Below are 11902 nucleotides of genomic sequence, written 5' to 3'. Positions count from 1 at the left end.
GGCGCAGGCGGATCGGGGCCCGGTGGCGCCCTGATCCTGCCCCCTGCCGGGCCGATCGGGCGGTCGGCAGGGGGCGGCTACCCATCGTCCGGACCATCGTCCGGACCGGGTCCGCAGCGCGCCCGCCAGACCTGTCGGCCGCCACCGGACGTGCCGCGCCCTCTCAGCGGCCGCGCGCATGCCAGGCCGCAAGCCGCGCCTCGCTCCAGCAGAAGCCCGCCGCCGCCGCCAGCCAGGCGCCGATCAGCCCCGACCAGCACAGGACAGGCTGCCTCAGGCAGGGCGGAGGTGTCGGGCGGGGCGGCCACCCTAAAACCAGAATATTCTTATCGGGAAAAGTCCCTTCGGAAAGACGCTGCGACCCGGGCCCTCCATGCGGCGGCCGCAGACGCGCGCCGCGCGCGACAAGATCATCGTTTCAAGAGGATTGTGACAATCTCCCGATCACAGGAACACGCAAGGACCCGACTTGCGGGGTCATGCCTGCGCCGCCTGCGATCCGCTCCGGGACGGGGCACTGCCACGGCGGCCAAGCTGGCGCCGCTTACATCCCCCCCGATTTCGCCTCGGCGACCATGGCGGCGACGCGGGCGCGCAGCGAGGCGGGGATCTGGTCGTCCGACAGCGACAGGAAGCCCTGCACGATCAGGTCGCGCGCTGCATCCTCGGACATGCCCGAGGCCATCAGATAGGCGAGCTTCTCGCCGTCGATCCGGCCCACCGATGCCTCGTGCGAAAGCTGCGTGCCCTCGGCCAGCGCCGAAAGCGACGGCACCGCGCGGATCTCGCCCGCATCGGTCAGCTTGAGCCCGTCGCAGCCCAGGAACCCCTCGGTCCCGGCGGCCGCGCCGACCAGAAGCGCACGGTTCTCGATGACGCCCCCGGCCGAGACCATCCGCGTCACGTCCTGCGACCGGGCGCCCGGGGCGATCAGGCGGGCTTCGCTGGCCAGCACCCGCGAGGTGCCCTCGGGCGCGAAGACGACAGCCTGCGATGTTGCGCTGGCCCCCGCGTCGAGGATCGAGACCGAATGGCTGGCATGATGGCGGATCGGCGACATCATGATCGCGGTCGAGGTCGAGGTGGCCCCGGCCTCCATCCGCGACCAGCCATAGGAATGAACCTCCATCTCGGGGCCCCAATGCTCGATCGTGACCGAACGGCAGGTGGCATTCGCCCGGATGTAGGTCTCGCCGATCGAGATGTGGCGGCCCTTGCGCACCGAGGCGGGCACCGCAGACCCCGAGAGCATCTCGACCTCGGCGCCCTCGTCGATCAGGGTGATGTCATGGGTGAACTGGCGGCCCTGGGGCGTTTCGAGCAGGGTAAAGCTCTGCACCGGCAGTTTCACCTTCGCGCCCGGCTTGACCCAGATGAAATGGCCAAGCGGATCGTGCATGTGCTCGGCGACCAGGCGGACATGCTCGTTCTCCTCGGGATCGACCAGCCCGAACATCAGCCCCTGAACGAAATCATAGGTGTTCAGCGCCTGGGCAAGCGGCAGAATCTCGACGCCAGGATCGTGCGACAGCGCCATGCGCATCGTCTGATCGGCAAGGATCGAGGTACCGGCGCGGGTGGATTCGTCGGCAAAACCGACCTCGTGCAGGATGTCGCGCTCGGCATTGGTCAGGGCGCCGGCTGTCGTCGTCATGTCGTCCATCGCTGTGCTCCTTGTTCTCGACCGCGCGGTCAGGCCGCGTCGGGTACGCTGTAGCCGTGGGTCTGGATATGGGTGAAAAGCGTCTGGGGATCGCCCGAATGGATCAGGCGCCCATCCCTGACGATATGCGCGCAGTCGGCCGCGACATGGCGCAGGATCAGGCCGGTATGGGTGATGACCAGCCCGGCGCGCGGGCGGTCCTGGCGGTCGGGGCTGCGCACCATGCGCCGGATCGCCTGGCCGATGGCGATGACATGTTCAAGATCGACGCCGCTTTCGGGTTCGTCGAACAGCATCAGGCGGGGATCCTGAAGGAACAGCTTGAGGATTTCCCAGCGCTTGATCTCGCCGCCCGAGAAACCGACATTCATGTCGCGCCGCACGAAATCAGTCAGGTCCAGCGCCGCCGCCTCGCGCGCCAGCGTCTCGCCCGCCCCCAGCGCCTCGGCAAAGGCCGAGACCGACACGCCGTCGAGGCCGGGCGGGCGCTGGAACGCCATGCCGATGCCAAGCCGGGCGCGCTCATGCAGCGGCAGGTCGGTCAGCGGCACACCGTCAAGGCGGATCGCGCCGCGGGTGATCCTGTAGGGCGGAAGGCCGAGGATGCTGGCCAGAAGGCTCGACTTTCCTGACCCGTTCGGACCCAGCAGCACATGCAGTTCGCCCGGCGGCAGGTGCAGCGTTACGCCGTCGAGAACCGACTTTCCGGCCACCTCAACGCACAGATCCTCGATCTCAAGCATGGTCCCTCCCTATCGGGGTTGGCGCGGAAGGACCTGGCTTGGAACGGGGTTGCTGGGCCGCGTCAGGGGCACGTTAACACATGCCCGAGCCTTTTCATCAACTATTCTGTCGCAGGGCGGCGTTGTTGCAGAACTCTGTCTGCCGAGGATTCACATTTTGAATCCATGCGGTTAGACCCGGTGTCGGTTGCGCGGGAGGGGGAAGCCGCCCTGCGGGAGCGCCTTGCGGCCCTCAGCTTTGAACAGCTCCGGGACATAGTGGCTGACTACGGGATGGACCCCGGCAAGCTGGTGATGAAATGGAAAGATCAGGCCCGAGTTCTCGACCGGATCGTGGAGGTTTCAATCAGCCAGGCAGCAAAAGGCGATGCGTTCAGGGCAGACTAGTGGAGTTCACGACTTGTTCTTGTTGTGCTAGGGTTGCGCCAAGGAATCAGGCAACATGACCTATCGACCGATCCTCCGCTTCAAGCGCGGCGAACAGACCGCGCTCACCAACCTCTCCGATGCCCACAAGGCCGTGACGAAGCCGCTGCTCAACATCTCGTCACATGCCTTCAACCCGCCGCCGGGCGGCGACACCGATGGGGCGTTTGACCAGCGGATTGCCCAAGACGCCGACAGGCTCAACTCGGCTTGGGCAGGCCACAGCGCTGCGGTTGACCTCGGGGATATTGACCCCGATGCGCGGTGCGCCGGTGGCGTCCACCCCGTCCGCCACTTCTTTGACCAGATCGCCGCCGCTGACGACCGCGCCAATGCAAGCCCGGTGCTGAGGCTGGCAAGCGACGATGCCTATGTGGCGGCAGTTGCATCGGTCTGCGCAGACTACGGCCTGAGCCCGGTGTTCCGCATGACACCTGACGACCTTGCCGAGCCCGACATTGGCGATGTGGTCCGCGAGATGCTGGACGAATGCGGGGCGCAGCCCGCAGGTGCCGACTTCGTGGTGGACATGGGATACATCGCGACAAAGGGCCGGTCGGTCATCACCGCCCGGGGCGCGCTGGCCGCTGTGCCCTTCGCCGCTGACTGGGCGGCGCTGGCTCTGGTTGCGGGATCATTCCCGGAGAACCTGTCAGGCTTCGCAGTCGGCACTCACATCGTGGAGCGGCACGAATGGGCCGTGTGGCTCGCAAACCGGAATGCGGCGGGCCGCGTGGTCAGCTATGGCGACTACGCGACAATCCATCCCATCCCTGTCGAGGAGGGGCTGGACCCCCGCACCATGAACCCGACCGCCAGTGTCCGCTACACATTCGAGGACACTTGGATACTCCTGCGTGGGCAGGGCACCCGGACGCGCGGGGGCCAGGGCTTCGCCCAGTTCCTCGGACACGCAGACACCATCGTTGCCATGCCACAGTACCGGGGCGAGCCGTTCTCCTTTGGTGACGGGAAAATCATGCGCATCCACCGCCGGGCGGAGGGTCAGGGCAACCTTGAGACTTGGGTGACGATTGGGGTCAACCACCACATTGCTGAGATCGCCGGTCAACTCGCCATCCTGCCCTAGCCTTGAGGGCAGCGCGGACTTCGGCCCGCACCATGTCGAGGTCCAGCGCGACCGCGAGGCGTTCATACAGCGCCTCGCGGGGCTTGCTCTTGACCCCGCGCGCGGCACCGTAGCGCTCTAGGACTGCCAGCGCCTCATCGCGCCAGAGGAGGGATGCGAGGGTCGCGGCGTCCAGCCCGGGGTTCATCTCCGGTGGCCTCTCGCGCGCCACTTCAACGCCGTCCGGCCCGCTGCTGGCAATGGCGAGCCCCCACCAGTCCGGGATCATAGCCTCTGCCGCCTCGCGGTGGTTCTCGGCAACGACAAGGCTGATGCGGTCAAGGACCTTGTTGTAAAGGTCCCTCTGCGCCGGGAGGCGCTCTAGGGTGTCGCGCTCGCTCTTGAGCTCGAAGCCCTCAATCTGTCCGTTTATCACTGCAATGTCGATGCGGGTGGCGCCATTCAGGATGCCTAGTTCATCAAGCATCAGCGTGTCGGGGTCCCCCGCATGGGCAACCTCAAGCCAGCGCCAGACGCTCGCCCTCACATCCCTGTCACGCATCAAATTCCATTGCGGCCTCCCAACCCCGAATCATACGCCGTTTGCCCCGGAAAAGGAATCCAGAGCCCAACCCGCTGATTCAGTTTGTCGCAGGAGGGGAGGAAATGGTGCCGCAGAAGGGACTCGAACCCCCGACCCATGCATTACGAATGCATTGCTCTACCAGCTGAGCTACTGCGGCATCTCCGTCTTTTTCCGTCTTAGCGGCCCGTTTTAGGGCACTTATTATCGTTACTCGTCAACCGCCTAGCCCCGAAGTGAGAGCACTATTACGAATGAATTGCTCTACCAACTGAGCCATACCGGCACTGGTGGCGGGGTCTTTAGCACCCTCTTGGGAGGGTGTGTAGTCCCTTTTTTCGCGGCTAGCCCGCAGACCCGCCATCGGCTGCGCCGACCAGCAGGGGCAGCATGTCGGCCGCGCCGGGCAGGGCGATCTGGGGGGCGGGGGCACGTTTCCAGGCCAGGGTGTCGAAGCCGTGGCAGCGGGTGCAGACCGGCGCCCAGGTTTCATGCGCAGCGCTGCAGCTGTCGCAGACCCATTGCGACCCAGGCGGCGCGCTGAGGGCGCGGGCGAGGTAGCCGCGCACCACGCTGTCATCGGCGCCCATGCCGCGCTCGATCGCGGCCATCAGGGTCAGCACGCGCGCGGTGGGGTCGGTCGCGACCAGATCGCCCAGCGCCTTGCGGGCGGCGGGGAAATCCTCGGCGGCGATGTGCAGTTCGGCCATCAGCATGCGGGTTTCGGGCTCGTCGGGCTTGCCTGCGGCCAGGGTCTCGAACCGGGTCACCCGCTCGGCCGGGGTCTCGTCGGGCTGAAGCTCGGCGAAGGCGGCGGCGAGGTCGGGATGGGGCTGGATTTCCCAGGCCCGTTTCAGGACCTTGAGCGCCTGTTTCGGCTTGTCCTGCTGGTCCAGCGCACGGGCGGCCAGCGCCGCGGCGGGGATCAGGTCGGGCGACAGCCGGTTCGCCTCGATCGCCATGTCGCGCGCCCGCGGCCCCTCGCCATCGACCATCAGGTCGCGCGCCTCGCACAGTGCGAGGATCGCATCGCGCCGCTTGTGGACGTCGCGGGGCAGCGAGCCATGCCGCAGCTTGGCGTTCAGGGTCTGGCGCGCGCCCTTCCAGTCCTCGGCCCGGGCCTGCAGCTGCAACAGCGTGTCCTGGGTTTCCTCATGCCGGGGTTTCAGCGCGAACGCCTTTTCGGCCAGCTTCATCGCGGTGTCGGTGTCGCCCTCGGACAGTTTCTGCTTCATCAGCCCGCGGATGCCGACGAAACGGGTCCGGTCGTCCTGCAGGAGCTTCTTGTAGATCTCGGTGGCGCGCGTGCGGTCGCCGGACATCTCGGCGGCCTGCGCGGACAGGAGGTTGGTCAGCTCCGGCCGCCGCAGGTAGCGTTCGGCCTTGGCGGCATTCGACATCGCCAGCCGGGATTCGCCCGAGGCCAGCGCCAGCATGCCATCGGCCAGCGCCTGGAAGCCGCGGCGTTCGCGCGAACGGTTGAAATAGCGCGAGATCGCGGTTTCGTCGCCGTTCAGAAACCGCAGCAGCGCGACCAGAAAGCCCGCCAGCTTGAGCAACAGCCACACCGCGGCCACCAGCGCCAGCGCGAGGATCACCGCCTGCAGCGGGCCGAGGGCGAATTCGATATCGGCCACCGCGATGCGCAGGCCGGGGGCGTTTTCCATCAGGATGCCGGCGCCATAGGTCAGGCCCGCGACGATCGCGACGAAGATGAGGATCTTGAGAATAGACCAGAGCATGTGTCGCGCGTCCTTACTGGTTCAGGCTTTGCTCGAGCGCGCGGGCGGCCTCGAGGGCATCGGCGCGATCCGTGGCGGCGGCGATCCAGCCCGACATCTCGTCGCGGGCGGGGTCCGGCAGGGCGTCAAGCTCGGTCAGCGCGGCGCGCAGGTCGCCACCGCGCAGCGCCGCCTCGGCCCGCGAAAGGACGGCATCTGCGTCGTCCCCCTCGCGGGGCGCGAGCGAGCGCAGGCCAAGCTGGCTGCGCAGGAAGGCATTGACGCGGTCGCCCGCGCTGCCCGCGGCCTCGACCCGCAGCGCCGCGTCCAGCGCCGCGCGCGCGGCGGGCGGGAAATCGCGCTGGAGCGTGGCAAGCGTGGGCGCGCCCTGTGCGGCGAGGCGCGCCAGCACGTCGGGCATCTCGACCCCCGCGAACTGGTCGAGCGCGCCGTCGAAGGCGGCACCGCTGGCCAGCGCGGCGTCGATCCGCATCAGCGCGGCGCGCGCCTCGATCTGGGCGGCGCGGTCCATGGCGGCATCGACCTCGGCCTCGGCCCGGTCGGCGACGGCAGACACCGACTCGGCCAGCTGGGCATTCTCGTCGCGCTGGGTGGCGAGTTCCGCGCGCATCGCGGCGATCTCGCGCTCATAGGCGGCAACGGCCTCGGCGGCCTGTTCCCCGGCCACGGCAAGCTGGGCCTTGGAAAGATCCTCGACGCGCGCATCGAGCCCGGCAAGGCGGTCGGCAAGATCCGCCGTCCGGCCCGACAGCCCGGAGGTCTGCTCGGCTAGGGCGGCGATCTGGGGGGCAAGCGCCTCGGCCCCGGCATTGCCCGCCTCGGCCAATGCGGCGATCTGGTCCTGAAGGGCCCCGATCTGGGCCTGCGTCTCGGCCAGCCGGGCGTCCGAGGCGGCCAGGACGGCGCGCATCTCGTCGCCGAGACCGGCACCGGATCCGGGGAAGGGCCAGCCCTCGGGCTGGATGACATTGGCGGCGGCAAAGCCGAGGCCCGCGGCCAGAACGCCGCCGATCACGGGCGCGAGGAAGCCGCCCCGGGCCTGGGGCGCGGGGGCCGGTTTCGCGGCTTTCGGGGCCGCGGCGGGTGCGGGCTCGGCGGTCGGCCTGGCATCGTCCCAAGCCGCGGTCGCCTCGTCGATCGTGTCGGCCAGATCGCGGGGCGCGTCGCCCTGGGCCTCTGTGCCGTCGGTGGCGGGGGGCGTCTCGGATTCCGTGGGCGCGGGCTGTTCGGGGCCGGTTTCGGCCTCTGGCTGCGACAGCGTGTCGGTCTTCACGGGATCCTTGTCGTCTGGGGTATTTGCCACGGAAAACCGCCTTTCGATTCGCTACGCCTTGGGCCGCGCTGGGCGACGCGGCGAACCATACTGGCTCGCCCCTGTGGTCTCAAGACGCTGGGGCCGCGGTAATCGCCTCGCCCAGGGCGTCCAGCATCGCCGGGCCGTCTGGCCGCGCGGCCGGGCACAGGACAACCGGCGCGGGGCCTGTCCAGGCGGCGGTGACCGCGGGGCTCATGGGCACAAGGGCAAGCCGGGCCGGGCTGTCGCCTAGCTGCGCGCCCACCAGCCGGGCGGAACGCGGCGAAAACAGCGGCAGCAGCGTCAGCGGCGCCTGCGCGACGCGGGCCAGAACATCCGCGCCGAAGGGCAGCGCCGCCTGCCGGTAGACCACGCGCGTCTCGATCTCGAAGCCCAGCGCGGTCAGATCGCCCTTTACATCGCCCGCGGCATGTTCGCCCCGCAGATGCAGCAGCCTGCCGCTTGGCCCCGCCGCCGCAAGGTCGCGCACCAGGGTTTCGGCGGTGCCTTCGGACGCGGTGGCGGTGAACCCCGCGGCCCGGGCCGCATCCGCCGTCCGCTCGCCCACGCACCAGGCATGAAGCGAGCGGTCGGGCTGGACGGCAGCAAAGGCCGCGACCCCGTTCTCCGAGGTGAAGATCAGCGCCGTCACTCCGTCCAGCGGGATCGGATCGGCCTCGGGCACGATTTCCATCACCGGCGCGGTCAGGATGTCGAAGCCCGTGCCGAACCGGGCGGTGAACTCGTCGGCGAAGCGGGCCGATTGCGCCCGGGGACGGGTCAGCAGCAGAAGGGGGCGTTCATGGGGCAAGGCGGGCCTCGCGGGATTGTGCCGGTGGTCGGGCTGGTGTTACCTGCCGCGGTCAGACGAGGCAACGGCAGAGCCATGGGCGACACCCTTACCGTATTGGGGCTGGAAAGCAGCTGCGACGATACCGCCGCGGCCGTGGTGCGCCAGCGCGCCGGGTGCCCGCCCGAAATCCTGTCCTCGGTCGTGCGGGGGCAGACCGCGCTGCACGCGCCCTTTGGCGGCGTGGTGCCCGAGATTGCGGCCCGGGCGCATGCCGAGAAGATCGACCTGTGCGTGGAGCAGGCGCTGGCCGCTGCGGGTGTGGGGCTGGGCGATCTGGACGCGGTGGCGGTGACGGCGGGGCCGGGGCTGATCGGCGGCGTGCTGGCGGGCGTGATGTGCGCCAAGGGGATTTGCGCGGCGACTGGGCTGCCGCTGGTGGGGGTGAACCATCTGGCGGGGCATGCGCTGACGCCGCGGCTGACCGACGGGCTGGACTTTCCCTATCTGATGCTTCTGGCCTCGGGCGGGCATTGCCAGTTCCTGTCGGTCGCGGGCGTCGAGGATTTCACGCGGCTGGGCGGCACCATCGACGACGCCCCGGGCGAGGCGTTCGACAAGACCGCAAAGCTGCTGGGCCTGCCCCAGCCCGGCGGGCCAGAGGTCGAACGCGCGGCGATGGCGGGCGATCCGGGGCGGTTTGCCTTTCCGCGCCCGCTGATGGACCGGCCGGGCTGCGACATGTCCTTTTCCGGATTGAAGACCGCGCTGCTGCGGGCGCGGGATGCGCTGATCGCGGAAAAGGGCGGGATCACCGTTCAGGACCGCGCCGACCTGTGCGCGGCGTTCCAGGCGGCGGTGTGCGATGTGCTGGCGGGCAAGGCGGCCCGGGCGGTGGCGGCGGCCCCCGGGGCGCGCGCGCTGGCGGTGGCGGGGGGTGTCGCCGCGAACCGCGTGATCCGCGCGGCACTGGAGCAGGTCGCAGGCGATGCGGGGCTGCGCTTTGTTGCGCCGCCGCTTGCCTTGTGCACCGACAATGCGGCGATGATCGCATGGGCGGGGCTGGAGCGGTTCCGGCTGGGCGCGCGCGACGGAATGGACCTGATCGCCCGGCCGCGCTGGCCGCTGGACGAGACACAACCCGCCCTGATCGGCGCGGGCAAGAAAGGAGCCAAGGCATGAGCGTGATCGGGATTGCAGGCGCAGGCGCCTTCGGCACGGCAATGGGCGTCGTGCTGGCCGAAGCCGGGCGCGACGTGGCGATCTGGGCGCATGAAGAACCGTTTGCCGAGGAAATCCGGCAGTGCAACGAAAACCCCCGCCTACCGGGTGTGCAACTGCCGCCGAATGTGGCGATCACGTCCGATATCGACGCGATCGGCGGTTCGGAACTTGTTCTGCTGGCAACGCCCATGCAGGTGCTGGCAAGCGTGCTGGAAACCTATGGTCCGCGGCTGGGGGCCCGGGCGATGGTGGCCTGTTGCAAGGGGGTCGATCTGGCGACGGGGCGGGGGCCGGTGGCGATCATCGCCGAGAACTGCCCCGAGACGGTGCCCGCGGTGCTGACCGGACCCAGCTTTGCCGCCGACATCGCGCGCGGGCTGCCGACCGCGCTGACCCTGGCCTGCGCCGACCCGTCCGTGGGCGTGGCCTTGCAGGAACGGCTGTCCACGCAGACGCTCAGGCTTTACCGCACGACCGACACGGTGGGGGCGGAACTGGGCGGCGCACTGAAGAACGTGATGGCGATTGCGGCGGGCATCGTGATCGGCACGGGGCTGGGCGAAAGCGCGCGGGCGGCGCTGATCACGCGGGGCTTTGCCGAGATGCAGCGCTTTGCCCGCGTCTATGGCGCGGAGCCCGAAACGCTGGCAGGGCTGTCGGGCTTCGGCGATCTGGTGCTGACCTGCACCTCGGCGCAGTCGCGCAATTTCAGCTTTGGCGTGGCGCTGGGCAAGGGTCAATATTTCGACCCCGAGGTGACGGTCGAGGGCGCGGCCACCGCCCGCGCCGTTGCCGCCATCGCCACGGCGCGCGGCATCGACATGCCGGTGACCCAAAGCGTCGCCCATGTGATCGACGGCCGGCGCAGCATTTCCGAGGCGGTCAAGATCCTCTTGAGCCGCCCGCTGAAGGAGGAATGAGACATGCCGCTTTTCGCGCTGATCTGCCGGGACAGGCCCGGCCATCTGCAAACCCGCCTGGACAACCGCGCCGCCCATCTGGGCTATATCGAACAATCTGGCGTGGTAGCGCAGGCCGGGCCGTTCCTGGACGGCGCCGGGCAGATGTGCGGCTCGCTGGTGATCCTGGACGTGGCCGACCGCGCGGCGGCCGAGACCTGGGCGACGGGCGACCCTTACGCCAAGGCGGGGCTGTTCGACAGCGTCGTGATCGAGGAATGGAAACGGGTGATCGGCTGATGGCGTATTGGCTGTTCAAGTCCGAGCCCAACACCTGGAGCTGGGACGACCAGGTGGCCCGCGGCGATGCGGGCGAGGAATGGGACGGCGTGCGCAACTATCAGGCGCGCAACAACATGCGGGCGATGAGGCTGGGGGATCGGGGGTTCTTCTATCACTCGCTCAGCGAAAAGGCGGTGGTCGGCATCGTCGAGGTGATCGCCGAGGCCCATCCCGACAGCAAGGCCGGAGATCCGCGCTGGGAATGCGTGGACATCAAGGCGGTGCAGCCGCTGCCCCGGCCCGTGACGCTGGAGATGTGCAAGGCCGAGCCGCGGCTGGCGGGCATGGTGCTGGTCAACAACTCGCGCCTGTCGGTGCAGCCGGTGACGGACGAGGAATGGCGGATCGTTTGCGAGATGGGCGGGCTGTAGCGGGGCATTCCGCCAGCGGCACTCCGAAAAAAAATGGAGGGCTCCACCAGATGCGGAACCCTCCATCACCCCACGTGCACCCTGCGCACCACACGTGAACCTATCTGAGGGCCCCACCATACTGGAGGGCATGTTCGGACCATAACCCGGGCTGCCGCTCGGCGCAAAGGGCAAGTGCCCGCAATTTGAGACGACTGGGCAGGGAACGCGAAGGGCGCCCGCCGGGGACGCCCCCGATCCGTGCCGCGAAGGATCAGCCGTAGATCTGTTCCTTGCCGAAATGCTTGGTCAGCATGTAGTAGACCACCGCGCGATACTTGTTGCGCTCAGACTGGCCATAGGTCTCGATCACCGCGTTGATCGCCTCGGTCAGTTCGGGACCGTCGGGCAGGCCCAGCTTCTTGATGAGGAAATTGGTCCGAACCGTTTCGATCTCGCCCGGCTGGGTGGCGGCGACGGTCGCGGCGTCGGCATCGTAGATCGCGGGGCCGCAGCCGATGGTGACCTTTGTCAGCAAATCCATGTCCGGTTCGATCCCGCATTTGTTGCGCAGGTCGTCGGCATATCGTGCGATCAGCTCTTCGCGTTTTCCCATAAGAACTCCTCCCGTTGCAGAAATCCGTTCCTCACCATGAGCGGACCCTAGGCAAAAAGACCGATCAGGCAAAACGAAAACCTGCGCGCGGCCCTGCGATGTGGCGCTTTCACGCCTTGAGGCCGCCGCCACGGCGCTGTCATATCGGCGCCAGTCACGAC

12 protein-coding genes and 1 tRNA gene are annotated in these 11902 nt (G+C 68.5%); 5 read left to right on the top strand and 8 right to left on the bottom strand.

Going from position 1 to position 11902, the window contains the following annotated elements; all coding sequences use genetic code 11:
• Positions 1-544 precede the first annotated feature (544 nt).
• Both EV216_RS13525 and EV216_RS13520 read right to left on the bottom strand, forming a co-directional pair.
• Complete coding sequence (locus EV216_RS13525) at positions 545-1663, bottom strand: SufD family Fe-S cluster assembly protein (protein ID WP_207894008.1); 1119 nt, start codon at positions 1661-1663, stop codon at positions 545-547.
• 29 nt (positions 1664-1692) lie between these two features.
• Positions 1693-2406 (bottom strand): ABC transporter ATP-binding protein, encoded by a 714-nt coding sequence (locus EV216_RS13520; protein WP_132696066.1) that lies wholly within the window; start codon positions 2404-2406, stop codon positions 1693-1695.
• 442 nt (positions 2407-2848) lie between these two features.
• On the opposite strand from EV216_RS13520, the gene EV216_RS13515 reads away from it, so the two are divergent.
• The gene (locus EV216_RS13515) at positions 2849-3922 is read left to right on the top strand and encodes a beta family protein (protein WP_132696065.1); all 1074 of its coding nucleotides are present in this window, start codon (positions 2849-2851) and stop codon (positions 3920-3922) included.
• On the opposite strand, the gene EV216_RS13510 is transcribed toward EV216_RS13515, so the two are convergent.
• From EV216_RS13510 to EV216_RS13490, 5 genes are all read right to left on the bottom strand, one after another.
• Positions 3873-4463: a sce7726 family protein gene (locus EV216_RS13510; RefSeq protein ID WP_132696064.1), complete on the bottom strand. Its 591-nt coding sequence runs from the start codon at positions 4461-4463 to the stop codon at positions 3873-3875. The two genes, EV216_RS13515 and EV216_RS13510, sit on opposite strands and share 50 nt — an antisense overlap.
• 105 nt (positions 4464-4568) lie before the next feature.
• Positions 4569-4644: transfer RNA gene (locus EV216_RS13505), tRNA-Thr, on the bottom strand.
• 184 nt (positions 4645-4828) lie between these two features.
• Entirely contained in the window at positions 4829-6226 is a 1398-nt protein-coding gene (locus EV216_RS13500) for a heme biosynthesis protein HemY (protein ID WP_132696063.1), read from the bottom strand.
• A gap of 13 nt (positions 6227-6239) precedes the next feature.
• A complete protein-coding gene (locus tag EV216_RS13495; RefSeq protein ID WP_132696062.1) occupies positions 6240-7529 on the bottom strand; it encodes a COG4223 family protein in 1290 nt (429 codons plus the stop codon).
• 79 nt (positions 7530-7608) lie between these two features.
• Positions 7609-8331, bottom strand: a complete 723-nt coding sequence (locus EV216_RS13490; protein WP_132696061.1) for a uroporphyrinogen-III synthase — start codon at positions 8329-8331, stop codon at positions 7609-7611.
• A gap of 75 nt (positions 8332-8406) precedes the next feature.
• Here EV216_RS13490 and tsaD point away from each other — a divergent pair, with 75 nt between their 5' ends.
• From tsaD to EV216_RS13470, 4 genes are read left to right on the top strand one after another with little or no spacing between them, the layout of a single operon-like run.
• On the top strand, positions 8407-9492 hold the full coding sequence (tsaD, locus tag EV216_RS13485; RefSeq protein WP_132696060.1) for a tRNA (adenosine(37)-N6)-threonylcarbamoyltransferase complex transferase subunit TsaD: 1086 nt from the start codon (positions 8407-8409) through the stop codon (positions 9490-9492).
• Positions 9489-10454, top strand: a complete 966-nt coding sequence (locus EV216_RS13480) for an NAD(P)H-dependent glycerol-3-phosphate dehydrogenase (RefSeq protein ID WP_132696059.1) — start codon at positions 9489-9491, stop codon at positions 10452-10454. The genes tsaD and EV216_RS13480 overlap by 4 nt, the downstream gene beginning before the upstream one ends.
• 3 nt (positions 10455-10457) lie before the next feature.
• The gene (locus EV216_RS13475) at positions 10458-10733 is read left to right on the top strand and encodes a YciI family protein (protein WP_132696058.1); all 276 of its coding nucleotides are present in this window, start codon (positions 10458-10460) and stop codon (positions 10731-10733) included.
• A complete protein-coding gene (locus EV216_RS13470) occupies positions 10733-11146 on the top strand; it encodes an EVE domain-containing protein (protein WP_132696057.1) in 414 nt (137 codons plus the stop codon). The genes EV216_RS13475 and EV216_RS13470 overlap by 1 nt, the downstream gene beginning before the upstream one ends.
• Positions 11147-11399: 253 nt before the next feature.
• Here EV216_RS13470 and EV216_RS13465 read toward each other — a convergent pair whose 3' ends face one another.
• Positions 11400-11741: a DUF2853 family protein gene (locus EV216_RS13465; protein WP_132696056.1), complete on the bottom strand. Its 342-nt coding sequence runs from the start codon at positions 11739-11741 to the stop codon at positions 11400-11402.
• Positions 11742-11902 lie beyond the last annotated feature (161 nt).

Origin of the sequence: Rhodovulum steppense (assembly GCF_004339675.1) — a bacterium.
GTDB classification, from domain to species: Bacteria; Pseudomonadota; Alphaproteobacteria; order Rhodobacterales; family Rhodobacteraceae; genus Rhodovulum; species Rhodovulum steppense.
Note: the sequence above shows the minus strand (reverse complement) of the source record. Positions and strands in the feature narration are given on the sequence as shown.

Excerpts from the sequence above, each read along its gene's own strand:
- EV216_RS13525 (WP_207894008.1), bottom strand. The coding sequence starts at position 1,663 with ATGGACGACATGACGACGACAGCCGGCGCCCTGACCAATGCCGAGCGC.
- EV216_RS13520 (WP_132696066.1), bottom strand. The coding sequence starts at position 2,406 with ATGCTTGAGATCGAGGATCTGTGCGTTGAGGTGGCCGGAAAGTCGGTT.
- EV216_RS13515 (WP_132696065.1), top strand. The coding sequence starts at position 2,849 with ATGACCTATCGACCGATCCTCCGCTTCAAGCGCGGCGAACAGACCGCG.
- EV216_RS13510 (WP_132696064.1), bottom strand. The coding sequence starts at position 4,463 with ATGCGTGACAGGGATGTGAGGGCGAGCGTCTGGCGCTGGCTTGAGGTT.
- EV216_RS13500 (WP_132696063.1), bottom strand. The coding sequence starts at position 6,226 with ATGCTCTGGTCTATTCTCAAGATCCTCATCTTCGTCGCGATCGTCGCG.
- tsaD (WP_132696060.1), top strand. The coding sequence starts at position 8,407 with ATGGGCGACACCCTTACCGTATTGGGGCTGGAAAGCAGCTGCGACGAT.
- EV216_RS13480 (WP_132696059.1), top strand. The coding sequence starts at position 9,489 with ATGAGCGTGATCGGGATTGCAGGCGCAGGCGCCTTCGGCACGGCAATG.
- EV216_RS13475 (WP_132696058.1), top strand. The coding sequence starts at position 10,458 with ATGCCGCTTTTCGCGCTGATCTGCCGGGACAGGCCCGGCCATCTGCAA.
- EV216_RS13470 (WP_132696057.1), top strand. The coding sequence starts at position 10,733 with ATGGCGTATTGGCTGTTCAAGTCCGAGCCCAACACCTGGAGCTGGGAC.
- EV216_RS13465 (WP_132696056.1), bottom strand. The coding sequence starts at position 11,741 with ATGGGAAAACGCGAAGAGCTGATCGCACGATATGCCGACGACCTGCGC.